Below are 23,267 nucleotides of genomic sequence, written 5' to 3'. Positions count from 1 at the left end.
ACCTTTTAAAAACTTAATATGAAAAGTACTCACTAACACCATCGGGAATTTGTTCTCTTAACCAAAGAGATAATTCCTGAAAAGGCCCAATAAGCATTGACTCTACCCACCAAGGATCTTGAGGTAAAGGTGTTAAACCCGCCAATAAAACTAACACGGCCATAACGACCACGCCACGTGCTATACCAAAAAGCAGACCAGCAAATCGATCGGTACCCGTTAACCCTGTTTTATCAACTATTTGACTGATTAAATAGGACAACATAGCGCCTAATATCAGTGTTAATAACAATAAAATAATAAACGCCGCAGCGATTCTGACGGAGGGGACCTCAATATAATCGGTTAGGTAAAATGAGAATGGTTGGCTAAACCTAATACCAACTATAATCGCAACCACCCATGTGCCTAACGAAAAGGCTTCTTTTACTAGACCTCTAAATAAACCAATGAGTGCCGAAATGAAGATAATGCCAAGGATGACATAATCTACCCAAATCATATTATTTAAAACATTCACCGACAAACCTATGGATATTGGATAACGATGGTATTTGAAAGCTTCTGTTCTTTTTGAAGCTTTACACTAATAGCTTCTGCCTTCTCTTTGTCTAATTCCGGCCCAACTCTTACGCGGAAAATATCACCAGTTTTAACAGATGACGGTTCAACGAATGCTGTAAAACCAGCACTTTTAAGTTTACTTGCTAGGCTGTTTGCATTTTTTGAGTCTGAAAAGCTACCAACTTGAACAACCCATGCAGAAATACCTTCAACCGTTTTAACCTCTGGTGGGCTGGGGATAGTTGGCGGGGCTTGTTCAGAAATTTTGACACCGGATTCTTTAGAGATTGAAACCTTAGCCACTATTTCTTCTTTTTGTTCGGGCAATGTCTGAATGTTCGGCGTTGGCTCGCTCGGTTCAGTAGGAATATCTATTGTAATAATATCTGTATCCGCTGGCTTTTGACCGATGAACATTGGTAAAAAAATAACAGCCAAAGAAATAACAATAGTGGCACCAATTAAACGCTGTTTTAAAGGTTGTTCCATATAAATTTAAGAGACTATTATTAGGGAGTATTTGAGCGCATTATAACGCTTCTAAACACGCTTCTACCACATAAAAAGAACCAAAACATATAACTAAATCATCTTGCTTTGCAGCAAGCTGCGCATTTTTCAATGCCTGCTGTATTGATGAATATTTAAAGCATTGTTGTGAATTATCATCGACCAAGCATTTATATAAATCAGTCACTGATAACGCTCTGGGAGCCTGTAATGGAGCAATATGCCAATTATCAATTAGCCCAATAAAAGGTTTAAGCACTTCATTTAACTGTTTGTCCGCCAGTACAGAAAAGACGGCATGGATTTGCCCATTAGTCTTTTTACTTTTAAGAAAGTCCGATAACACCTGAGCTGATTCAGCATTATGTGCAACGTCTAAAAAAATATCAGGCGCTGAACTAACCTGTTGCAACCTACCTTTTAATGAGGTGTGTCGAAGGCCAATGTCAATATTATTTTTACTTACTGGTTTAATGTGCTGTATGTTTGCTAATAGGCTAACCACGGCAGCAGCATTTTTTATTTGGTGATAACCTTGTAAAACTGGCATTGGGTAATGCCCTGCAAACACATGATTCGCCACTAGAGACCAGTCATTAGCGTTTTTATTAACATCAAAGTCTTTACCTGCTAACGATAATTGCGTGCCTAGTTTTTTTGCATAATCAATTAAGCTGTTAGGCACCGTCGAATCGCCACAAACAGCGATCTGGTTGGCTCTGAAAACACCTGCTTTTTCTAACGCAATTTGATTACGGTCATCACCTAACCAATCAATATGATCAATAGAGATACTCGTAATAAGTGCGGCATCAGCATCGACGATATTAACTGCATCAAGTCGCCCGCCCAAACCAACCTCGAGAATTTGAATATCCACTTTATAATGATCAAATACGTCTATGGCTGCCAGCGTGCCAAATTCAAAATAACTTAAGCTGGTTTCTTTTCGTGCGAGGTCTATTTTATAAAAAGATGAGGCTAGTGAGGAATCAAGCACGGGCGTGCCATTAATTCTAACCCGTTCATTATAGTGTTTAAGGTGCGGTGTACTATAAACGCCTACACGGTAGCCAGCGGCAATAAAAATTGCTTCTAGCATAGCAACACAAGAGCCTTTACCATTGGTGCCCGCCACCGTGATGGTATAAATAGACTGTGAATGTGTTGGCTTTAATGCTTTGTATACGCTTGCTACACGCTCCAGACCCAGATCAATATTTTTAACATGACACTGTTCCTGCCAAGCCAGCCACTCGTCAATAGAAGATAACGCTGATAAACCAGATTGCACGCTAACTATTGATTATTGATCGTCGTCCAGTTCGTCATCAGGCACTACTTCAGCCACGGGCACATTGAGTGCTTTCAAGTTGTCATGGCCCGCATGTAATAAGGAAAGAATATCTGTGATCGTTTGACGTAGATCTCTGCGGTCAACAATCATATCTATTGCGCCGTGCTCTAATAAAAACTCACTGCGTTGAAAGCCCTCTGGTAGTTTTTCGCTAACCGTTTGCTCTATCACTCGCTGTCCTGCAAAGCCTACTAATGCATTGGGTTCTGCAATATGTACATCTCCTAGCATTGCTAAACTAGCCGACACACCACCCATAGTTGGGTCTGTTAAAACGGATATGAAGGGGATTTTTTTGTCAGCCAATTGTGCTAAGGCGGCACTGGTTTTAGCCATTTGGAATAAAGAAAACAAGGACTCTTGCATTCTCGCTCCACCACTTGCTGAAAAGCATACCAATGGAATATTGGATTCGATGGATTGATTCACAGCCCGCACAAAGCGCTCACCGACTACTGAACCCATAGACCCACCCATAAATGAAAAATCAAAGGCTGCTGCAACAAGCTCCATATCAAGAACGCTGCCTTTCATCACGATAAGTGCATCAGTTTCCCCTGTAGCTTTGACGGCAGAGGCATGGCGGTCTTTATATTTTTTACTGTCTTTAAACTTTAATGGGTCAAGCGATCTGACGTTCCCACCAATTTCTACACGGCCAGCTTCGTCTAAGAAAGACTCTAGGCGTGCTCGACCACTTAGACGCTGATGGTGATCACATTTTGGGCATACATGTAAATTGCTTTCCAAGTCCGTTTTATATAAAACGCTATGGCAACTATCACATTTACACCATAAACCTTCAGGCACAGAGCCTTTTTTCTTACCACTTAATTGGATGCCAGACGGTATTAATTTTTCAAACCAGCTCATAAATCACCTAACCTTTATAATTATTTTGTGACAGCGTCCATCGCCGTTCGCATTTCACTTAATAAACCAGAAATGGCTTGTTGCCCTTTCGATTGATTCTCAGAGTGATCGGTAATGCAGTTAATCAACGCACTCCCCACCACGACAGCATCACCTATTTTAGCAATATTCGCGGCGATATCGGCATTTTTAACACCAAAACCAATGGCTATAGGCAATGATGTGTATTGTTTGATATTTTGTATTTTTGTTTTAATGTCGTCTAGTTGAAGGTGCCCCGCACCGGTTACGCCTTTCAAAGACACATAATAAATATAACCTTGCGCAACAGCTGACACCTTTTTGATACGACTCTCATTACTGGTTGGTGATAAGAGGAATATAGGCGCTAAACCATGCTGTTTAAACGCTGCTATTAAATCGGAGCTTTCTTCAGGAGGAATATCAACAGTTAACACGCCGTCAACACCAGCTTTCGCAGCAGTACTGGCAAAGGTTTCATAACCCATAAATTCAATCGGATTTAAATAGCCCATTAAAATAACCGGTGTTACTTGATCAGTTTCACGAAATGCCCGAACAATCTCTATAACCCCTTTTAAAGACATTCCTTTTGCCAACGCCCTTTCACTGGCTTGTTGAATAACAGGGCCATCGGCCATCGGGTCAGAAAAAGGAACGCCTAGTTCAATAATGCTGGCTCCAGCTTTAACCATGTTATGCATGCAAGATAGAGTAAAATCAGCATCTGGATCACCCGCAGTAATAAAGGGAATTAAAGCTTTTTGCTTGGCTCCTTCGAGTCCTTTAAAGCACTTGTCTAAACGACTCATAGTTCAATACCTTCAAGTTTCGCAATAGTAAATATATCTTTGTCTCCTCGACCCGATAGGCACACTAAAATGGTTTCATCTTTGTTCATTTTTTTCGCTAGTTTGGTCGCATAAGCAACTGCATGGCTAGATTCCAGCGCAGGAATAATACCTTCTACTCGGGTTAATTGATGAAAAGCCGCTAACGCCTCATCATCTTTAATACTGACATATTCGGCACGCCCTATATCCTTTAACCAGGAATGCTCTGGCCCTACTCCAGGGTAATCAAGACCAGCAGAAATAGAATGCGTTTCAATAATTTCACCGTTGTCATCGGCCATCAAATACGTTCTGTTCCCATGCAGCACACCTGGTTTACCTGCACATAAAGGCGCTGAGTGCTGCCCTGTTTCAACACCTAAACCAGCCGCTTCTACGCCATAAATAGAGACTGATTGATCTTTTATAAATGGGTGAAAAAGCCCGATGGCATTAGAACCACCACCAACACAGGCCACTAGCGCATTGGGTAAGTGGCCCGTTTTAGCAATCATTTGCTCACGAGATTCACGCCCAATAACCGTTTGAAAGTCTCTGACCATTGCAGGATAAGGGTGCGGCCCGGCTACTGTGCCGATAATATAATACGTATCATCTATATTGGTTACCCAGTCCCTAAGCGCTTCGTTTAGAGCATCTTTAAGCGTTTGTGATCCAGAAGTAACTGGCACCACTTTGGCACCTAGCAATTTCATACGATATACATTAGGTGATTGACGCTGAATGTCTTCAGCGCCCATGTAAACAACACACTCAAGGCCTAGCCGTGCAGCTACAGTTGCCGTCGCAACACCATGTTGACCAGCACCAGTTTCTGCAATTATTCGTGTTTTACCCATGCGTTTAGCTAATAACGCTTGGCCAATTGTATTGTTTATTTTATGCGCGCCGGTGTGGTTTAAATCTTCTCGTTTAAGATAAATTTGCGCACCACCATTTTCTTCACTTAAGCGTTTTGCATGATAGATAGGAGATGGACGGCCGACATAGTCATGCAAATCAGCATCCAATTCTGCAAGAAAATCGGGGTCTTGCATAAATTTAGCATATGCCTCATTCAACTCTTCAATCGATTCCATTAGTGTTTCACCAACAAACAGCCCCCCGTAAGGGCCAAAGTGACCACGTTCATCAGGTAAGTCATAATGTGTTACAGCTGCTTGCATTTTTTTGTCACTCGTTGGCACGTTTAACCTCTTGCATAAATTGTTTTATTAATTGGTGGTCTTTGACCCCTTTGCTTTTTTCAACCCCACTACTAACATCTACGGCAAATACGTTAGTATTCTGTATGGCTTTAGAGACATTACTCGGATTAAGCCCACCGGCTAATACGATAGGTAATTTACATTTTTTTGGTATTAGATCCCAATCGAATGTTTGTCCAGTACCACCGTATTGGCTGCTGTCAAAAGCGTCAAGCAATAACCCAGATGCTGAGTGATAAGTATCAGCTACCTCATCTAAATTTATGCTGTTACGCATTCTAATCGCTTTTAAATAGGGCTTGTTAAAAGATGTGCAGAATACTTCATCTTCATCACCATGAAATTGAAGAAGGTCAACCGGAAGTTTGCTTAAGACGTGATTAACATAATCATAATCTGGATTAACAAAAAGCGCTACCTTATTGATAAATGGCGATATATTAGAAAATAGAATTTCAGCTTTTTGTATTTCTATACTTCTTGGACTTTTATCATAAAAGACAAAACCTAACGCATCTGCACCATTTTCTATCGCTGCATAGGCATCATCAGGCCGAGTAATTCCACAAATTTTCACACGTGTTCTAAATGGCATTTTTTTACTTAGCTCTGTTTTTTTTCAATGGCATCACTAAAAGGCGAAAACGCCTCAAGATTATCTAAACCGAACGCTTCAGGGTAGTACACGCCTTTAAAATACAAACCATTAGGCAAAGCAGTTACGCCTGCCTGTCGACGATCTTTAGCCTTCAGTGCGTGATGTACGAATTCGGGAGGTCGCTCCCCTGTCCCAACAGGTAATAAGGTGCCAACTATATTTCGCACCATATGATGTAAAAAAGCATTGGCGATGATATCGATGATGATTTTATCATCGATACGTTTAATAACAATCGAATGAATATGTTTAACCGGAGATTTTGCTTGGCAAGCTTGTGCACGAAATGAAGTAAAATCATGAGTACCCAATAAATAATTAGCCCCTTTCTGCATTAAGTTTTCATCTAAGGGGTTAAAAATAGTGGTGACATGATGTCGACTTAAGGCAGATTTTACCCAACGATTTAAAATCTCGTACCGGTAGTAACGCGCAGCCGCTGAAAAACGAGCATGAAAATCTTCCGTAACCGGTTTAATCCACACAACACGAATATCGTCGGGTAAATTAGCATTTGTACCAAATACCCATTGATGTAATTCTCGTTGCTTACTGGTTTCAAAGTGTACAACTTGCTCTAAAGCATGCACGCCAGCATCGGTCCGCCCTGCACAAACAACAGATACAGGACTCGATGCTAGCACAGACAAGGCAGACTCTAGTTTCTCTTGAACCGTCTGAGGAGTGTTTTTTTGCCGTTGCCAACCATGGTAGCAACTTCCATCATACTCAACCCCAACAGCAAATTTCATCATTTAATACAGCCTAGTTAAAACGTGCGTTATGCATCAATGTTTTCATATCACGTACGGCTAACTCAAGTCCCGTTATTAGCGCCCTTGAAATAATTGAGTGACCAATATTAAGCTCTACAATTTCTGGAATTTTAGCAATGGGTTCTACATTATGATAATGCAAACCATGGCCCGCATTAACTTGCAAACCCAAACTATCGGCATAATTAGCAGCCGTTACAATTCTGTTATATTCTGCTTCTTGCTCGGATAATGATTTTGCATCTGCGTAGCAACCGGTATGCAATTCAAGCATCGAGGCACCCGCTTCTTTTACAGCGTCTATTTGTTCTTTATCTGGGTCGATAAAAGGGGAGATCAAAATGCCAGCTGATGATAGTGATAAACAAGCTTGTCTTAATCGCTCAAAGTTCCCAGAAACATCTAAGCCACCCTCCGTGGTTAATTCTTCACGTTTTTCAGGCACCAAACAACAAGACGCTGGCTTTGTTCTACAAGCAATATCAATCATCTCATCGGTAATAGCCAGCTCTAAATTTAATCGCGTGTGTATATTGGACGCGATGTCGTATACATCTTGATCTCTAATATGGCGGCGATCCTCTCGTAAATGAATAGTGATGCCATCGGCGCCAGCTCGCTCAGCGATAAAGGCGGCATCAAGTGGGGACGGGTAGTCTGTGCCTCGTGCATTTCTTAATGTGGCAACGTGGTCAATATTAACACCTAAAAAGAGAGAATTTTTATGCATAGTTATAAAGTAGAAAATTAAGCGAACAAATCGCGACTTTTAAGTATTTTACCATCCAACTGGTTATCGATTAACCGTCGCATAAGACGTTTTGCTTGCTTTAGCTCTGTTTTGCCTTGTAGGTTATTATTGTTAAGGTTAATTAGAGTACTACCAAGAACGGCATCAGGATGATTTTCATTATTAGTCAACCGAGGCCCCTGCCCTGGATGATAGATGTAATATTTACTAGGGTCTATCGGTCGTTGATATTCACTGTCATATTCCAGCATGAGCCCATAGCCGATTGCGTCAAATAACTTTTTTTCAAACTCTCTCAGGTGTACTTCCAGCGATAGGCCCTTTGACAACAAAACAATAACGTCCCTATATGCATCAAATAAATAAGGGTGCGCATCGTGTTTATGAAGTAAACATAGAATTAATTCATTAACATAAAAGCCACAATACAAAGCAGCTCCTTTCAATTGAGGTATATTTTCAGGGTCCTCGGTAGAGATAAGCGTTTTAAGATCACTCTTACCAATCCAAGACAGCGATAATGCTCGAAAGGCTTGCAACAAAGAACCGTATTTAGAATTATTTTTTTTTGAGCCTTTGGAAAGAATCGACAAAACACCATAATCGCGCGTAAACACTTGATGAATTGAACTGTTTTCCTTAAACCCCTGACTTTTTAAAATAAAGCCCGTCTGATGCTCAACTCTATTCATCGCATTTGTGTAAACGAATTAACGCTGTTCCTTATATAGTCAGTTATTCGATACCCCGATACCCTAAACTGATCAATTCTCGTTCATTGTCCGACCAGTTTTTCTTAACCTTTACCCATAAATTCAAATAAACCTTTGATTCGAGCATTTTCTCAATATCCAGACGAGCCTGCGTACCAACCTCTTTAAGCCCTACGCCTTTATCGCCTATGACTATATTCTTTTGCCCATCCCTTTCCACCCAAATAACAGCATGAATACGGGTTATTTTTTCTTCCACTTTGTATTGATCGATACTAATACTTAATGAATGAGGAATTTCTTGCCCTAGACGACGTATAAGCTTTTCTCGAATAATTTCTGTTGCCATAAATCGTTCAGAGCTATCGGTCACCTGATCTTCCGGAAACATCAACTCACCCTCAGGAAGTAACGTTAGAAGCAGCTGTTCAAACTCACCTAATTGTTTACCTGTTAAAGCAGAAATAGGGATAATCGACTGAAAATCGTGTTCGAGGCTAATTTTCTGAATAAATGGCAATAAGCTTTCTTTGTCAGCAACCTTATCAATTTTATTAATCGCTAAAACGACAGGTGCTCCTTCATTTTTTAACTTCTCAAGAATAGAGATATCAATAGCATCCCATTGCATATCATCTTTAACCCAAACAATCACATCAACCCCCATTAGGCTGGTGTCTGCGGTTTTGTTTAAGTATTTATTTAACGCCCTTTTACCACCTAAGTGCATACCTGGCGTATCAACATACACAACTTGCGATGCTTCTGTTGTTTTAATGCCTAATATCCGATGACGCGTCGTTTGTGGTCGTCTAGAAGTAATGCTGATCTTTTGCCCTAATATATTATTTAAAAGGGTTGATTTACCGGCATTTGGTGCACCTATAAGGGCAACAAAACCACTTTTGAATGATTTTTTTGTCATGATAATAAACCCTCTAAAATTTTTGATGCAGCCTTTTGCTCGGCTTTTTTCCGAGAGCTAGCTGTTGCGCATACCACTTCTTCCACACCGTCAACCTGGCACTCAACTTTAAATTGCTGATTATGATCCAGTCCTGTGGTTGAGATTACACTATAGCGAGGCACCGCTATACCACGCGCTTGTAGATATTCTTGTAATTGAGTTTTTGGATCTTTTGAAGCGGTATCTAAACTTAATGAATCTAATTGTGTTTTGAATATCGTCAACACCCAAGATCTCGTTTCGTTGAGCCCTTTATCTTTATACATGGCACCTATTAATGCTTCAACAGCATCAGAAAGAATCGAAGCTCGGTGTTTACCACCACTTTTCATCTCGCCCGGCCCCAGTACCAATTCATCGCTTAACTGCAGCATTTTAGCAATATTTGCTAACGATTCTCCATTAACCAAATGCGCACGAAGCCGACTCATCACGCCTTCATCAGCCGCAGGAAATTTCTCATAGATTGCATCGGCAATAATAAACCCTAAAATAGCATCGCCTAAAAACTCTAAACGCTCATTATTATTTTTACTAATACTTCGATGCGTTAATGCCTGTTCGAGTAAAGCATGATCATCAAATATTGTATTTATTTTTTTTTGCAGCCTGCTAGCATCAAAGCTCAACATATCATCTAATTTACTTTAAATAGGTACTTCAAACTCATCACTAAATGAGAGGATTAAATCAACATTGCCGATATAGTCTTTACGAACCTCATAGTCAACTTTCATCGTAATGTCGCTAAGAGAACGGTTGATTTTGGCGTTTTTGGCGTTAATACTGTTAACCTGATTCATATCGAGTTTTTTCTGAAACAAGCCCCTTATCTGTCCAACACTCATTTTACTTAAGTCTTGGTCCATCTCGATCGCTTCCATTGCCTTTTTAACGGCAAGGTGTTCCATATAAACAGGGAATACCTTCAAAACACTTAATGTAATAATGCCTATTAAGCCGAAAACTAAAATTAACCCGACAAGAGTAAACCCTTTTTGCTTTGATGAATTCATACCATGTTTCCTTTTTATAATTAACCCTACTGTATTATTGAACCTAATCTTGACCAATCGACACCTTTATTATCAGCATCCCAGTTCATCCAAATCATAAACGCTTTACCGACTATATTTTCTTCAGGGACCGTACCCCAGTATCGACTATCATTACTGTTATCACGGTTATCTCCCATCATGAAGTAATGTCCATCAGGCACTATTATTTCACCTTCAACTGACGGACGTTGTTGCATAATAAGTATCTCGTGTTCTTTTGCTTGTAGTTGCTCATGCTGCAACAAGGCACCTGTCATATTCTCCCCTTGGCCAACACCTTTGTACAGACCTAAGGGTTTTTGTATTATTTTCTCACCATTAATAAAAATATGTTTATCGAAATAGCCGACTTTATCACCAGGTAAGGCAATCACGCGTTTAATGTAATCTAATGAGGGGTTTTGGGGGTAACGAAAAACCATAATGTCACCTCGTTCTGGCTTTCCGATATCAATTATTTTTGTATCAACAACAGGCAACCGTATGCCGTAGGAAAACTTGTTAACCAAAATAAAGTCACCTATTAGTAATGTTGGCATCATCGAGCTGGATGGGATTCTAAATGGCTCTACAATAAACGAGCGCAAAACCAAAACGAATAAAAGCACTGGGAAAAATGATTTTGAATACTCAACAATCAGTGGCTCTTTACGGGCGGTTTGGTTTTTTTTCAACCGTTTTATAAGCCAATAAATAGCGGCAATAAACCCAGTTATAAAGGTGGCGAGCGTTAGTGCGGCAGAAAAGTCAAAATGCATTAGTCACTTCCTAGTTTAAGCACCGCAAGAAAGGCATCTTGTGGAATATCAACATTACCAACTTGTTTCATACGTTTTTTCCCGGCTTTTTGCTTTTCTAATAGTTTACGTTTACGAGAAACATCACCACCATAGCATTTAGCCGTCACATTTTTTCTAAGTGCTTTGACTGAGGAGCGTGCAATAATTTTCGCACCAATAGCGGCTTGAATGGCAATTTCAAACATCTGCCTTGGAATAAGGTCTTTCATTTTTTCAACCAACTCGCGGCCACGCCCTTGGCTAATATCTCGATGTACAATTAGGGATAAGGCATCGACCCTGTCGCCATTAATAAGCACATCCAATTTTACTAAGGGCTCAGCTTGAAAACGTCTAAACTCATATTCAAACGATGCATATCCGCGACTGACAGATTTTAAACGATCAAAAAAGTCTAATACCACTTCACTCATAGGCATCTCATAGCTTAATGACACTTGTTTACCCATGTATTGCATTTTTGTTTGTACGCCACGTTTATCAATACATAACGTAATCACATTCCCTAAATACTCTTGAGGAACCAGTATATGGGCTTCAATTATCGGCTCACGAATTTCAGCAATTGTTGAAATATCAGGCAGCTTTGCTGGGTTATCTACCTCAATAATATCGCCGTTATGTAATAGCACTTCATAAACAACCGTTGGTGCGGTGGTTATTAGGTCCAAGTCATATTCACGTTCAAGGCGTTCTTGAATGATTTCCATATGCAGCATACCTAAGAAACCACAGCGAAACCCAAAACCCAGTGCATCAGACGTTTCTGGTTCATAATTTAAAGAGGCATCATTAAGCTTTAATTTATTTAATGCTTCTCGAAGGTTCTCATAATCATTAGAACTTGAAGGGAACAAGCCGGCAAACACACGTGCTTGAACCTTTTTAAAACCCGGCAATGAGTTTTCCGCAGGCTGGCTCGAAAAGGTGATCGTGTCACCAACTGGAGCCCCATAAATATCTTTAATGCCAGCAACCATAAACCCCACATCTCCAGGGTACAGCGCATCAAGCACCTCCCTTTTGGGCGTAAAAACACCAACTTGATCGACTAGATGAATATTATTTGAAGACATCATTTTGATTTTCTGTTTCTTTTTTATCGTGCCATTAACAACACGAATCAAAGAGACAACCCCCAGGTAATTATCAAACCAAGAATCAATAATTAACGCTTGTAAAGGGGCATCAGGATCCCCCTTAGGCGCAGGCACATTCTTTACAATATCTTCTAAAACCAATTCAACACCCAATCCAGTTTTAGCACTAATTTGAGGCGCATCAATTGCTTCAATACCTATAATTTCTTCTACTTCTTCTGCAACACGCTCAGGCTCTGCAGAGGGTAAATCTATCTTGTTTAGTACCGGTAGAACTTCTAGCCCTAAATCAATAGCGGTATAACAGTTCGCTACACTTTGCGCCTCAACTCCTTGCGCGGCATCAACCACCAATAAAGCTCCTTCACAGGCTGCTAAAGAACGTGAAACTTCATATGAAAAGTCTACATGGCCAGGTGTATCAATAAAATTCAATCGATAGGTTATTCCATCGTTTGCTTTGTAATGCAAGGTAACACTTTGCGCTTTAATGGTAATACCACGTTCACGTTCAATATCCATTGAATCAAGGACTTGCTCCTCCATTTCACGTTCACTCAAACCACCACATATATGGATTAAGCGATCTGCAAGAGTAGATTTCCCATGATCAATATGGGCAATGATAGAAAAATTTCTTGTTAAGCTAATATCAGGCACGTTTTTACTCGTCAATCGGGGTCATAGACCGTAAATGTAGGCTAAATCGTATATAAATCATCCGATTCACATAGTTAAAAACGCCTCAAAAGAGGCGTTTAATTTTATAGCGTGTATTGTACCTATTATTTTTTCAATGCGAGGAAAATTGGGTTCCCTTGTCGATTTATTAACACAGAAATAAACTTTCCTTCTTTTATTTTAGAAGCCAACTTTTTCATGTGCTGGGTATTTTTAACTGACTGGCCATCAAGTTGCATAATAATATCACCGGCACGAATACCCGCATTTGATGCATTCCCATTATCAACAGAGGCAACAAGAACACCGTATTGCTTAATTCCTAGCTCATCACGCATCTGTTTTGTTAAGTTTTTTATAGACATGCCAAGAATACTATTACCCTTTGACTCAGTTACATCGGTAGCTGATGCTTGTTCATCTTCTGGTAAATTTTCTAGCGTGACCGTAAGCACTTTAGTTTTCTTATTGCGAATAACGGTTACTCGTGCCTTATTTTTGATATTAGCGGCACCTACTAAAGGAGGTAAAGAGGATGAGCGACTTATACTTTCACCGTTAAAACTTATGATAACGTCGCCGACTTGAATACCTGCTTTTTCTGCTGGGCTATCAGGAACAATTTGAGCCACTAAGGCACCTTGAGGTTTATCCATCTCAAAGGATTCTGCTAGTTCACGAGTGACATCCTGAATACGAACACCTAGCCAGCCGCGAATAACATGACCAGATTCCTTCAATTGGTTACTTACATTTAGCGCAACATCAATCGGAATTGCAAATGATAAGCCCATAAAGCCACCAGAGCGACTATAAATTTGTGAGTTGATACCAACCACTTCGCCCTCTAGATTAAATAAGGGGCCACCAGAATTGCCGGGGTTAATCGCAACATCCGTTTGAATAAAAGGCACGTAATTCTCTTTAGGTAAACTTCGACCCTTAGCACTAACAATTCCCGCCGTCACTGAGCTATCAAAACCAAAGGGTGAGCCTATCGCAAATACCCACTCCCCTACTTTAAGTGATTTAGATGAACCTAATTTCACAACAGGGAGGTCTTTAGCATCTACTTTTAGTAACGCAACGTCGGTACGCTCATCACTACCAATCAATTCGGCTTTAAGCTCTCTACGGTCCTGAAGCCTAACGAAAATCTCATCTGCATTCTTAACAACATGGTGATTGGTTAACAAAAACCCATCATTTGAAATAATAAACCCTGACCCTAATGAACGAGACTCGCGTTGGCGTGGCCTTTGCCCTTGGCCACCAAAAAAATGTTTTAACAAATCACTATAAGGCTGGTTTTCTGGAAACTCGAAACCTTCAGGCAAGACACTGTGCTGTTGCGCTTTTTGCGTTGTGCTGATATTTACAACGGCTTTATTATTTTTCTCTACTAGGTCCGTGAAGTCAGGCAAACCATTAGCTACAGCATTCGTAAACAACCCCGATAACATAACTATAAAAATAATACTTCGGCTCAAACGTGTATACATAAGTTTTCCTTTTTATAACGATTCAAAATAAATGGGGAGCATTAAATTTTTTTCAAGATTACCGGGTTAATTTTCTGTACTTCAAAAAAACTCTCAATTAATTTTTTAATAAATTGATAACAACCAGCAAAACCAATAAGTGCTAGAACGATAGTCAATAATTCATTATTTAAATTGAATTGTTCGGTTAGGTATTGGCCAACTATTGCAAAGAGAAATAGCGCACATAAGGGTACAAAATATATTAAACCGGTTAGTCCCAAAAACACTTTTTCGCTAATACCAATAACAACTTCATCACCCTCTTTTAGTGGTAACGTTGATTGCATTTTAAGTTGAATTTTTTTGGACCCAAAAAATTTTGATAACGTTGAAGTCGAGCAAGAAGACGCTTCTTTGCAACTTTGGCATGAAGAGCTTTGGGTGGTTTCAACACTAACCCATGAATGGTCTACCGATTGTACGACGGCTATTTCTTCAATCACATCTATTTCCACTTGGTTATATTAGTTTTAAGTGCTTTTACTAGAAAATACTGAAACCTGTTATTAAACAACAAATTATTCACCACGTTATCCTGATAAACCGGAGAGTTAATCAATTACCGTCCAAAGGTAACTAACTGAGGACGTAATGTATTTTCATTAACTATTAACTCATCATCAACGGGCTCTTCTAGGGCTAAATGTTCTTCCTTTTGAGGGTCAAGTGATGCAATAGATTGTTGTTGTGGGGACACGGAGGGCACATTATTTATATTAAAAACAATGACTGCGAAAATGGCCACTGAGGCCGCTATGGCTGCCGTTATATATGTTTTACTGTCTGATTTATTACGTTGGGGGGCTAAAACTGTTGGCTCCGCAACAATTGCCGCCTGAACTTGCTTTAAAAATGATTGTTGATGAACATCTGGTTCTTCACTTAATACTTCTCTAATAAGCGCATAACGATCTAAGGTTTGATTCAGCTCGTGATCACTTTGTATTTCGGCTAATAACTCTTTCATCTCATAATTACTTAATTCATTATCAAGCAGCGATGAGAGTTGTTGTTTATGCGTGTCATTCATTTTTTTTCCTAATCAATAACCTAATTAGAGCAATGGTTTTAGTATTTTATCCACGGCTTCACGAGCCCTAAATATGCGTGACCTAACTGTACCAACCGGACACTTCATCTTTTGTGCAATTTCTTCATAACTCATTCCATCTAGTTCTCGGTAGCTGATCGCATTTCTCAATTCGTCTGGCAGGTCGTTAATGGCCTGTTGAATAGTGCTTCTAATCTCTTCACTAAGTAACAGGTGTTCAGGCGTGTCGCCTTCTTTAAGTTGAAATGCGCCTTCAAAATTTTCTGCATCATTGACATCCACCGTATGATCAGAAGATTTTCGTGCTCTAGAAACAAGGTGATTTTTAGCTGTGTTAACGGCAATACGATATAACCATGTATAAAAAGCACTATCTCCCCTAAAATTCGGCAAGGCTTTATACGTTTTAATAAATGCTTCTTGCGCCACATCCTGAGCCTCACTTGCATCACTAATATACCTGCTCACCAATTGAATAATACGCTGCTGATATTTAATAACTAATCTATCAAACGCCTTCTTATCACCCTCTTTAACAAGCGCGATTAATTGCTGATCATCTTGGTCAGACATACCTGCTCACATAAACTTGTACAGATAACTCTAACGCTTGCCCTAAAGACAGTCGTATTAAGAAGGAGTTCAATTGTTTAGAAGAAAAAAGCAATTTATTAATTATTCCGTGTAAAGTAACAAAGTTTTTCCATTATGACCCTTAAGAGTAAGTCTAATCAAATAAATTAATATGCCTGATCATTCACTTTCTTATGACGTTATCATTATAGGTAGCGGTGCCGCTGGTCTAGGACTTGCCCTTTCATTACCTGACCACCTTCAAGTTGCTATTCTTTCAAAACTAAATATGTCTGAAGGCAGTACTTATTATGCCCAAGGTGGCATCTCAGCCGTTTTAGACAGCGCTGACTCATTAGAATCTCACCGCCTAGATACCATGCGTGCTGGTGCTGGCTTATGCCATGACGATGTTGTTGAACTAGTGGTATCAAACGGTAAAAGCAGTATTGATTGGCTCATGAAGAATAATGTCGCGTTTTCCACTCATAAGAGCACGCAATCAAACAGTCAATTGCACCTTACTAAAGAAGGTGGTCATTCCTATAGGCGTGTTGTTCACGCAGATGATTCAACGGGTAAAGCGGTGCAACTTGCACTAAACGAACAAGTGCTTAATAAGCCGAATATTAAGATTTTTGAACACCATAATGTTATTGATTTAGTCACAGAAACAGACACCCTAAGCGGTAAAAAAAGAGTCATCGGTTGTTATGTACTGGACGCTAAAAAAGATATCGTTTTTAGCATGAAAGCACCTTGCATTACGCTCGCAACAGGCGGAGCGAGCAAGGTTTATTTGTATACCAGCAACCCCGATGTTTCAACTGGCGACGGCATTGCTATGGCATGGCGCGCTGGTTGTAGAGTCGCTAACATGGAATTTATGCAATTTCATCCGACTTGTTTATTTCACCCAGAAGCCAAGTCTTTTTTAATCAGCGAAGCGGTTAGAGGAGAAGGTGGACTTTTATTATTGCCAGACGGCACACGTTTTATGCCAAATTTTGACAAACGTGCAGAACTCGCCCCTCGTGATATTGTTGCCCGTGCGATTGATCATGAAATGAAGCGTTTAGGGGTTTCTTCTTTGTTCTTAGACATTAGCCATCGTACCGCTAAGTTTACAAAATCACACTTCCCCATGCTCCACGAGAGGTGCCTTGATTTCGGTTTTGATATGACCAAAGAACCGTTACCCGTTGTTCCTGCGGCGCATTACACTTGTGGCGGCGTAATGACTGACAAAAACGGACTAACCGACATTACCGGTTTATATGCTATTGGAGAGACTGCTTTCACTGGGTTACATGGTGCTAATAGAATGGCCAGCAACTCTATTCTTGAATGTTTAGTTTTCGCCAAACAGGCCAGTGTTGATATCACTCGTTTCTTAAAAAACACCAAAAAACAGCCCAACATTCCAGCCTGGGACGATTCAAAAGTCATTAATTCAGATGAAGCCATTGTCGTTTCACATAACTGGGCTGAATTGCGCCAGTTCATGTGGGATTACGTAGGTATTGTTCGAACAACCAAACGGTTACAACGAGCTAAAAATCGTATTGAGCTATTAAAACGAGAGATACAAGAGTATTACGGTAAATTTCATGTAACCAGTGACTTTCTCGAATTAAGGAATCTCGTTACCGCCGCAGAACTTATTATCGATAGTGCGCTTCTACGTAAGGAAAGCCGTGGCTTACATTACACACGAGATTATCCTAACCTAGATGATAAGCACTTTAAGAAAGATACAATCCTTAAACCTTAGGGTTTAGCAGCTGGTTTTTATATACCCTTAACGCAACACGTAGTTTTCTATTCTCCTCGTTAGTCATAGAGTCACTGCTTAATGCCAAATATAAGGTCTTGGTGTCTGACTGGAAATGTAGAAAAATAAGCGGACCTAAGAGTCTTGTGGTTTCTTTAAGACGATACACATGAGGTTTATCATGATTTCTCTGTATCAGCCAATCAGCATTTTCCTTACAGCGTATTTTTTTGACTTGAGCAACATTTAAAGCACCAATGTGAACGGTATGGGCAATCATCAATATGACAAATACGCTCAACATAACTTGGGCTGGAAAAGCCAAGGCATTTAACCAACAAGCCATCAGTGCGAATATAAAGACGCTATAAGCAAACCACCTAATTCTATTCGATGGTTGTATATTTATTTCAAAGGTCGGTACAAATTTTTTCAACGATACGGGCTACGTTTTGATCCTTTGGAATATCACCATAGAGCATGAAACCTAATATTTCAGGGTCTTCAATTTCTAGTAGTTTATTAAAAGCCTCTTTTTCAGCTGCTGAGAGCGCATCATAAGAAGTATCTACAAAACGAGTAAAAAGAACATCAAGCTCCTTCACGCCACGTCGGCAGCGCCAAAGGAGCTTTGATTTATCAGACATTAAGCAATCTTTCGTTCAACTAATAGTTTTTTAATCTCAGCGATGGCTTTTGCTGGATTCAAACCTTTCGGACAGGTTTCAGTACAATTCATAATGGTATGGCAACGATACAATTTGAAAGGATCTTCAAGCTCGTCCAAACGCTCACCTGCATTTTCATCACGCGAATCAGCTAACCAACGATAAGCTTGCAGCAAGATAGCTGGACCTAGGTAGCGATCACCATTCCACCAGTAACTTGGGCATGATGTTGAACAGCATGCACAAAGAATACATTCATATAAACCATCAAGTTGTGCGCGGTCTTCTTTTGACTGTAGGCGCTCTTTATCAGGTGGAGGTGGTGTTGTTGATTGAATCCAAGGTTTGATAGAGGCGTATTGAGCATAGAAGTGCGTTAGGTCAGGCACAATGTCTTTTACAACGGGCATATGCGGTAAGGGGTAAATCTTAATAGGCCCATCAATATCACCAATATCTTTGGTACAGGCCAAGGTGTTTCTACCATTAATATTCATCGAACAAGAGCCACAAATTCCTTCACGGCAAGAACGGCGAAAAGTTAATGTTGAATCAACCTCATCTTTAATTTTGATAATGGCATCCAATACCATTGGGCCACAAGTATCTAGGTCAAGAAAGTATTTATCAACGCGTGGGTTTTCACCGCTATCTGGGTCCCAACGATAAATTTCAACTGCTTGAATATTGGTAGCACCTTCAGGTGCAGGGTAAGTTTTACCCTCTTGTACTACAGAGTTTTTTGGAAGTGTAAATTCAGCCATTTATTTATCCTCGTTAAATCTTAGTAGACACGCTTTTTAGGCGGAACAACATCCACATCATCCGACAATGTATACATATGTACAGGGCGGAACTTAATACTGACCTTATTTTGATCGTCAAACCACATAATTGAATGCTTATGCCATTTATCATCATCACGATCTGGGAAATCCTCACGTGCATGACCACCACGGCTTTCTTCTCTATTTAAAGCACCTTCAATCGTTACCGCTGCTTGAGACAATAAGTTATCAAGTTCCAGTGTTTCTATTAAATCAGTGTTCCAAATTAGTGAACGATCAGAGATCGACACGTCTTTAAATGATTCTTGAATTTCTCTAAGTTTTTCAACACCTTCTTGCATAGACTCACCTGTTCTAAACACAGCCGCATGCTTTTGCATGGTTCTTTGCATATCTAGGCGAACTTCTGAGGTTCTTTTAGAACCATTTGCATTTCTAAACTTATCTAGGCGAGTTAATGCTTTATCGCAGGCAGTTTTTGCCAAGTCTGGATGATCCGTACCAGGTTTAACCACTTCAGCGGCTCTAATAGCTGCAGAACGGCCAAACACTACTAAATCTAATAGTGAATTTGACCCTAATCTATTCGCACCATGAACAGACACACAAGCAGCCTCACCAATAGCCATCAACCCTTCTACAACTTTATCTGGGTTATCACCATCAAGAGTAACAACTTCACCTTTATAATTGGTTGGAATACCACCCATGTTGTAATGCACGGTTGGTAGAACAGGAATAGGTTCCTTGCTGACATCTACACCTGCAAATATTTTTGCACTTTCGGCAATACCCGGTAAACGTTCTTCAATAACTTCAGGACCTAAGTGTTCCAGATGAAGGTTAATATGATCCCCATCTGGACCAACGCCACGCCCTTCATTAATTTCAATCGTCATGGAGCGACTCACTACATCGCGAGAGGCCAAATCTTTAGCGTTCGGCGCATAACGCTCCATAAAGCGCTCACCCTTAGAATTAGTTAAATAGCCACCTTCACCACGCACACCTTCAGTAATCAAACAACCTGAGCCGTATATACCTGTGGGATGGAATTGAACAAATTCCATATCTTGTAGAGGCAAGCCAGCTCTTAACGCCATAGCATTACCATCACCAGTGCAGGTGTGCGCAGAGGTGCAAGAGAAGTATGAACGCCCGTACCCACCGGTTGCCATGACAGCCATGTGTGAACGGAACAGATGAAGCGTACCGTCGTCCATTTTAAGTGCTAATACACCACGACATACCCCGTCGTCATCCATAATTAAATCAAGCGCAAAGTACTCAATGAAGAACTCTGCATCATGTTTTAAAGATTGTTGATATAGCGTATGAAGGATTGCATGACCTGTTCGGTCAGCCGCTGCACAAGTACGTTGTGCAGTCCCTTCACCATAATTAGTGGTCATCCCACCGAAAGGACGCTGATAGATTTTGCCTTCTTCTGTACGAGAAAATGGCACACCATAATGTTCAAGCTCAACAATAGCAGGAATCGCTTCACGACACATATACTCAATAGCATCTTGGTCACCCAACCAATCAGACCCTTTGACGGTGTCATACATATGCCAGCGCCAATCATCTTTACCCATATTACCTAACGCTGCACTAATACCACCTTGCGCAGCAACAGTATGACTACGCGTAGGAAAAACTTTAGTAATACACGCTGTTTTTAAGCCTTTTTGCGCCATCCCAAAGGTTGCACGTAAACCAGCACCGCCAGCACCGACCACCACAACATCGTACTTGTGTTCGGTTATTTTATAATCTTCAATACTCATACAGCTCTAGCCTCCCACAGCAATGCGTACCACAGCAATAATGCTTGCAGCGGCCAATAAAAATAATAATAAGTTAGTCCCCATAATGGCGGCAATTCGTACAGCCTTAGCACCAATATAGTCCTCGTAAATAACTTGCATACCCAATGCGGCATGATAGAAAGCAGCAACAACTAAACTAACAATCAAAGCAGCAGACCAAGGCGTGCCAATACAGTCTACAACGGTTGTGTAATCAGCCATGCTGAGTACAGCCACTTTAAACGCAAACCAAATTGTTAATGGAATAAGGGCAACGGCCGTTACACGTTGAGCCCACCAGTGGTGTAAACCGTCTTTTGCTGAACCTAGGCCTTTAGCCTGGCCAAGTGGTGATCTTAAACTCATGTTATGCTCCCGCTCCAGATGAAAAGGCAACAATCCAAACAACAATTGTTAAGAAAGCAGATAACCCTAAGACAATATAAGACGTTTTTTCAACGTCAGCTTTTTCAAAACAATAACCAGCATCCCAAACCAAGTGCCTAATGCCGTTTGATAAATGAAAAAACAAAGCAAATGTCCAACCAAACAAAACCAATCGCCCTATAAAACTCCCCATAAACTGTTGTGCAGAGATAAACGATTCTTCACCGCCGGCTAACGCCATTAACCACCAAACTAGAACAAGAGTCCCAAGCGTTAAAAAAGCCCCTGTACCGCGATGAACGATTGAAAGCAATGCTGATAATGGCAACCTGTAAACATCTAGGTGCGGTGATAGTGGTCTGTTATTACTACTCATGTAAACCCTCTTGATGATGTAAAAAATATATTAAAAATCAATGCATCTTCCGTTCTTTTCCCAATCCCCGTAGCGAGTTGGTTCTGGACCAGAACGACCATTGATTTCTTTTGTTAATTCCGGTGTAGGCTTATTGTCTTTTTCAGCATTATTTTTTTTTAATTGCTCTGCTGGTTCCAGTTCTTTGCGCATTAAAACACCTCAATTCAGAAGCTCGTTAGATTAAAACATCAGTCATTTATATTCAAGGATATACTGACGGTTTTTGTGCCGCAACATAATTTTTTAACGTTACAATATGTCTCTCATGAATTGTAAGTCTAAGCATATGAATACAACTACCCTATATGACCTTTCAAGTAGTAAGAAAATTATTGCTTTTTCAGGAGAGGATGCAGCTCATTTTTTACAAGGCCAAACAACTTGTGACGTATTGACTTTAAAAAACTCTGACGCTGTTTTTGGAGCCGTATGTAACCCAAAAGGCAGAGTAATTACATTATTTCACCTAATAAAACACGACGAAACCTATTACATGGTTTTATCTAGTGATATGGCCTCAATTATTATCAAACGTATGAAAATGTTTGTATTTCGATCAAAGGTTGAGATTACTGACGCATCAAATGACTACAAAGTATTTGGCATAAACCAGCCTCTCCCTCCAGCAATGAGCAGCTTATTAGCGCCTTTAAAAAGCATTAAATATCAATCTGATAGCGAGCTTTCCTTATTAATCGTTGCAACCCAACAATACACGACTGCTAAGACAGACCCATCAATAGCATTACAGAGCAACGAGACAGATTGGCAGCTACTATTGATTAATGAATGCATTCCAGAAATAACAACAGAGACAAGCGAGTTATTTATCCCACAAATGTTAAATATGGACCTTTTGAATGGAATTAATTTTCAAAAAGGCTGTTATACGGGGCAGGAAGTTGTCGCTAGAATGCATTATAAAGGCACCGTTAAAAGGCGGTTGGTTCAATTTCACACAGAAAAAGATCGCGCCGCAGGTGAAAGCATCCATTGTCCTGACGACCCTAACAGTGTTGGGACTATATTAAATTCACTTAATATAGGTGGTGAAACCAACACTGGACTAGTCGTCCTTAAAACATCGTTTATTAATGATGAAGCACTGCAGTTAGATGATAAAAGTGAGCTAACCCTACATAAACCAACTTACGGCTTAGGGGAATAAAGTTTGCAATAATGTAGTGCGTAACGATAAGAGGCTATATTTACAAGCTGCTTTTTATCAACCCTGATACCAGACGATCAAAATCAGCCAGAGCATCGTGACTAAAAAACTCGTTAATTTATAAATTAACGAGTTTTTTCACATCATAAATCATGTCTTCTGTCGTTGATGACTGAGTTGCTAATAACTTTGCC

General features: G+C 40.2%; 28 protein-coding genes. 2 read left to right on the top strand and 26 right to left on the bottom strand.

Features of this window, described 5'->3' with window-relative positions:
• Nucleotides 1-13 precede the first annotated feature (13 nt).
• From KUG63_RS11650 to rpoE, 19 genes are all read right to left on the bottom strand, one after another.
• Nucleotides 14-520 (bottom strand): CvpA family protein, encoded by a 507-nt coding sequence (locus KUG63_RS11650; RefSeq protein WP_015005897.1) that lies wholly within the window; start codon nucleotides 518-520, stop codon nucleotides 14-16.
• An 8-nt stretch (nucleotides 521-528) separates the two neighbouring features.
• Nucleotides 529-1,053 carry an SPOR domain-containing protein gene (locus KUG63_RS11645; RefSeq protein ID WP_016390725.1) on the bottom strand — a complete coding sequence of 175 codons (525 nt, stop codon included), beginning with the start codon at nucleotides 1,051-1,053 and terminating at the stop codon, nucleotides 529-531.
• 40 nt (nucleotides 1,054-1,093) lie between these two features.
• The gene (gene folC / locus KUG63_RS11640; RefSeq protein ID WP_287555421.1) at nucleotides 1,094-2,368 is read right to left on the bottom strand and encodes a bifunctional tetrahydrofolate synthase/dihydrofolate synthase; all 1,275 of its coding nucleotides are present in this window, start codon (nucleotides 2,366-2,368) and stop codon (nucleotides 1,094-1,096) included.
• A gap of 12 nt (nucleotides 2,369-2,380) precedes the next feature.
• Nucleotides 2,381-3,304: an acetyl-CoA carboxylase, carboxyltransferase subunit beta gene (gene accD, locus KUG63_RS11635; protein ID WP_020932659.1), complete on the bottom strand. Its 924-nt coding sequence runs from the start codon at nucleotides 3,302-3,304 to the stop codon at nucleotides 2,381-2,383.
• Nucleotides 3,305-3,324: 20 nt separating this feature from the next.
• Complete coding sequence (gene trpA / locus KUG63_RS11630; RefSeq protein ID WP_015005893.1) at nucleotides 3,325-4,137, bottom strand: tryptophan synthase subunit alpha; 813 nt, start codon at nucleotides 4,135-4,137, stop codon at nucleotides 3,325-3,327.
• Nucleotides 4,134-5,345 carry a tryptophan synthase subunit beta gene (gene trpB, locus KUG63_RS11625; RefSeq protein WP_015005892.1) on the bottom strand — a complete coding sequence of 404 codons (1,212 nt, stop codon included), beginning with the start codon at nucleotides 5,343-5,345 and terminating at the stop codon, nucleotides 4,134-4,136. The genes trpA and trpB overlap by 4 nt, the downstream gene beginning before the upstream one ends.
• A 7-nt stretch (nucleotides 5,346-5,352) precedes the next feature.
• Nucleotides 5,353-5,982, bottom strand: coding sequence for a phosphoribosylanthranilate isomerase (locus KUG63_RS11620; protein WP_287555419.1), 630 nt, complete (start codon nucleotides 5,980-5,982; stop codon nucleotides 5,353-5,355).
• A gap of 8 nt (nucleotides 5,983-5,990) precedes the next feature.
• Nucleotides 5,991-6,800, bottom strand: coding sequence for a tRNA pseudouridine(38-40) synthase TruA (truA, locus tag KUG63_RS11615; RefSeq protein WP_015005890.1), 810 nt, complete (start codon nucleotides 6,798-6,800; stop codon nucleotides 5,991-5,993).
• 10 nt (nucleotides 6,801-6,810) lie between these two features.
• Complete coding sequence (gene pdxJ, locus KUG63_RS11610) at nucleotides 6,811-7,551, bottom strand: pyridoxine 5'-phosphate synthase (protein WP_020932664.1); 741 nt, start codon at nucleotides 7,549-7,551, stop codon at nucleotides 6,811-6,813.
• 17 nt (nucleotides 7,552-7,568) lie between these two features.
• Nucleotides 7,569-8,264, bottom strand: coding sequence for a DNA repair protein RecO (gene recO / locus KUG63_RS11605; RefSeq protein WP_020932665.1), 696 nt, complete (start codon nucleotides 8,262-8,264; stop codon nucleotides 7,569-7,571).
• A gap of 43 nt (nucleotides 8,265-8,307) precedes the next feature.
• The gene (era, locus tag KUG63_RS11600) at nucleotides 8,308-9,210 is read right to left on the bottom strand and encodes a GTPase Era (RefSeq protein ID WP_015005887.1); all 903 of its coding nucleotides are present in this window, start codon (nucleotides 9,208-9,210) and stop codon (nucleotides 8,308-8,310) included.
• On the bottom strand, nucleotides 9,207-9,884 hold the full coding sequence (gene rnc / locus KUG63_RS11595; protein WP_020932667.1) for a ribonuclease III: 678 nt from the start codon (nucleotides 9,882-9,884) through the stop codon (nucleotides 9,207-9,209). Before rnc ends, era begins: the two co-directional genes overlap by 4 nt.
• A gap of 15 nt (nucleotides 9,885-9,899) precedes the next feature.
• Nucleotides 9,900-10,268 (bottom strand): DUF4845 domain-containing protein, encoded by a 369-nt coding sequence (locus tag KUG63_RS11590; protein ID WP_015005885.1) that lies wholly within the window; start codon nucleotides 10,266-10,268, stop codon nucleotides 9,900-9,902.
• Between the two features lie 26 nt (nucleotides 10,269-10,294).
• Nucleotides 10,295-11,068, bottom strand: coding sequence for a signal peptidase I (gene lepB, locus KUG63_RS11585; RefSeq protein WP_287555417.1), 774 nt, complete (start codon nucleotides 11,066-11,068; stop codon nucleotides 10,295-10,297).
• On the bottom strand, nucleotides 11,068-12,861 hold the full coding sequence (gene lepA / locus KUG63_RS11580; protein ID WP_096910812.1) for a translation elongation factor 4: 1,794 nt from the start codon (nucleotides 12,859-12,861) through the stop codon (nucleotides 11,068-11,070). The genes lepB and lepA overlap by 1 nt, the downstream gene beginning before the upstream one ends.
• 134 nt (nucleotides 12,862-12,995) lie before the next feature.
• Nucleotides 12,996-14,393 carry a DegQ family serine endoprotease gene (locus tag KUG63_RS11575; RefSeq protein ID WP_020932668.1) on the bottom strand — a complete coding sequence of 466 codons (1,398 nt, stop codon included), beginning with the start codon at nucleotides 14,391-14,393 and terminating at the stop codon, nucleotides 12,996-12,998.
• Between the two features lie 41 nt (nucleotides 14,394-14,434).
• The gene (locus KUG63_RS11570) at nucleotides 14,435-14,878 is read right to left on the bottom strand and encodes a SoxR reducing system RseC family protein (protein ID WP_020162128.1); all 444 of its coding nucleotides are present in this window, start codon (nucleotides 14,876-14,878) and stop codon (nucleotides 14,435-14,437) included.
• Nucleotides 14,879-14,994: 116 nt separating this feature from the next.
• The gene (locus KUG63_RS11565; RefSeq protein ID WP_015005880.1) at nucleotides 14,995-15,465 is read right to left on the bottom strand and encodes a sigma-E factor negative regulatory protein; all 471 of its coding nucleotides are present in this window, start codon (nucleotides 15,463-15,465) and stop codon (nucleotides 14,995-14,997) included.
• A 24-nt stretch (nucleotides 15,466-15,489) separates the two neighbouring features.
• Nucleotides 15,490-16,059 (bottom strand): RNA polymerase sigma factor RpoE, encoded by a 570-nt coding sequence (gene rpoE / locus KUG63_RS11560; protein ID WP_015005879.1) that lies wholly within the window; start codon nucleotides 16,057-16,059, stop codon nucleotides 15,490-15,492.
• Between the two features lie 172 nt (nucleotides 16,060-16,231).
• On the opposite strand from rpoE, the gene nadB reads away from it, so the two are divergent.
• A complete protein-coding gene (gene nadB, locus KUG63_RS11555) occupies nucleotides 16,232-17,833 on the top strand; it encodes an L-aspartate oxidase (RefSeq protein WP_016390735.1) in 1,602 nt (533 codons plus the stop codon).
• Here the strand turns inward: nadB and KUG63_RS11550 are convergent.
• Genes KUG63_RS11550 through KUG63_RS11520 form a run of 7 tightly spaced genes read right to left on the bottom strand, consistent with a single transcriptional unit; the run spans nucleotide 17,823 to nucleotide 22,055 of the window.
• Complete coding sequence (locus KUG63_RS11550; protein ID WP_287555414.1) at nucleotides 17,823-18,269, bottom strand: protein YgfX; 447 nt, start codon at nucleotides 18,267-18,269, stop codon at nucleotides 17,823-17,825. The genes nadB and KUG63_RS11550 overlap by 11 nt on opposite strands.
• Nucleotides 18,244-18,480 carry a succinate dehydrogenase assembly factor 2 gene (locus KUG63_RS11545; protein WP_015005876.1) on the bottom strand — a complete coding sequence of 79 codons (237 nt, stop codon included), beginning with the start codon at nucleotides 18,478-18,480 and terminating at the stop codon, nucleotides 18,244-18,246. Before KUG63_RS11545 ends, KUG63_RS11550 begins: the two co-directional genes overlap by 26 nt.
• Nucleotides 18,480-19,265, bottom strand: a complete 786-nt coding sequence (locus tag KUG63_RS11540) for a succinate dehydrogenase iron-sulfur subunit (protein WP_015005875.1) — start codon at nucleotides 19,263-19,265, stop codon at nucleotides 18,480-18,482. The genes KUG63_RS11545 and KUG63_RS11540 overlap by 1 nt, the downstream gene beginning before the upstream one ends.
• Before the next feature lie 20 nt (nucleotides 19,266-19,285).
• A complete protein-coding gene (gene sdhA, locus KUG63_RS11535; protein ID WP_287555413.1) occupies nucleotides 19,286-21,079 on the bottom strand; it encodes a succinate dehydrogenase flavoprotein subunit in 1,794 nt (597 codons plus the stop codon).
• A gap of 6 nt (nucleotides 21,080-21,085) precedes the next feature.
• A complete protein-coding gene (gene sdhD, locus KUG63_RS11530; protein WP_015005873.1) occupies nucleotides 21,086-21,466 on the bottom strand; it encodes a succinate dehydrogenase, hydrophobic membrane anchor protein in 381 nt (126 codons plus the stop codon).
• 1 nt (nucleotide 21,467) lies between these two features.
• Nucleotides 21,468-21,863 carry a succinate dehydrogenase, cytochrome b556 subunit gene (gene sdhC, locus KUG63_RS11525; protein WP_020932672.1) on the bottom strand — a complete coding sequence of 132 codons (396 nt, stop codon included), beginning with the start codon at nucleotides 21,861-21,863 and terminating at the stop codon, nucleotides 21,468-21,470.
• A 30-nt stretch (nucleotides 21,864-21,893) separates the two neighbouring features.
• Nucleotides 21,894-22,055, bottom strand: coding sequence for a DUF1674 domain-containing protein (locus KUG63_RS11520; RefSeq protein ID WP_015005871.1), 162 nt, complete (start codon nucleotides 22,053-22,055; stop codon nucleotides 21,894-21,896).
• 136 nt (nucleotides 22,056-22,191) lie between these two features.
• Between KUG63_RS11520 and KUG63_RS11515 the strand changes: the two genes are divergently transcribed.
• Nucleotides 22,192-23,073 carry a YgfZ/GcvT domain-containing protein gene (locus KUG63_RS11515; RefSeq protein ID WP_020162125.1) on the top strand — a complete coding sequence of 294 codons (882 nt, stop codon included), beginning with the start codon at nucleotides 22,192-22,194 and terminating at the stop codon, nucleotides 23,071-23,073.
• The last annotated feature ends 194 nt before the right edge of the window (nucleotides 23,074-23,267 follow it).

The organism is Cycloclasticus sp., assembly GCF_019090545.1.
Classification (GTDB): Bacteria; Pseudomonadota; Gammaproteobacteria; order Methylococcales; family Cycloclasticaceae; genus Cycloclasticus; species Cycloclasticus pugetii.
This window is presented reverse-complemented; position numbering and strand designations above follow the sequence as displayed.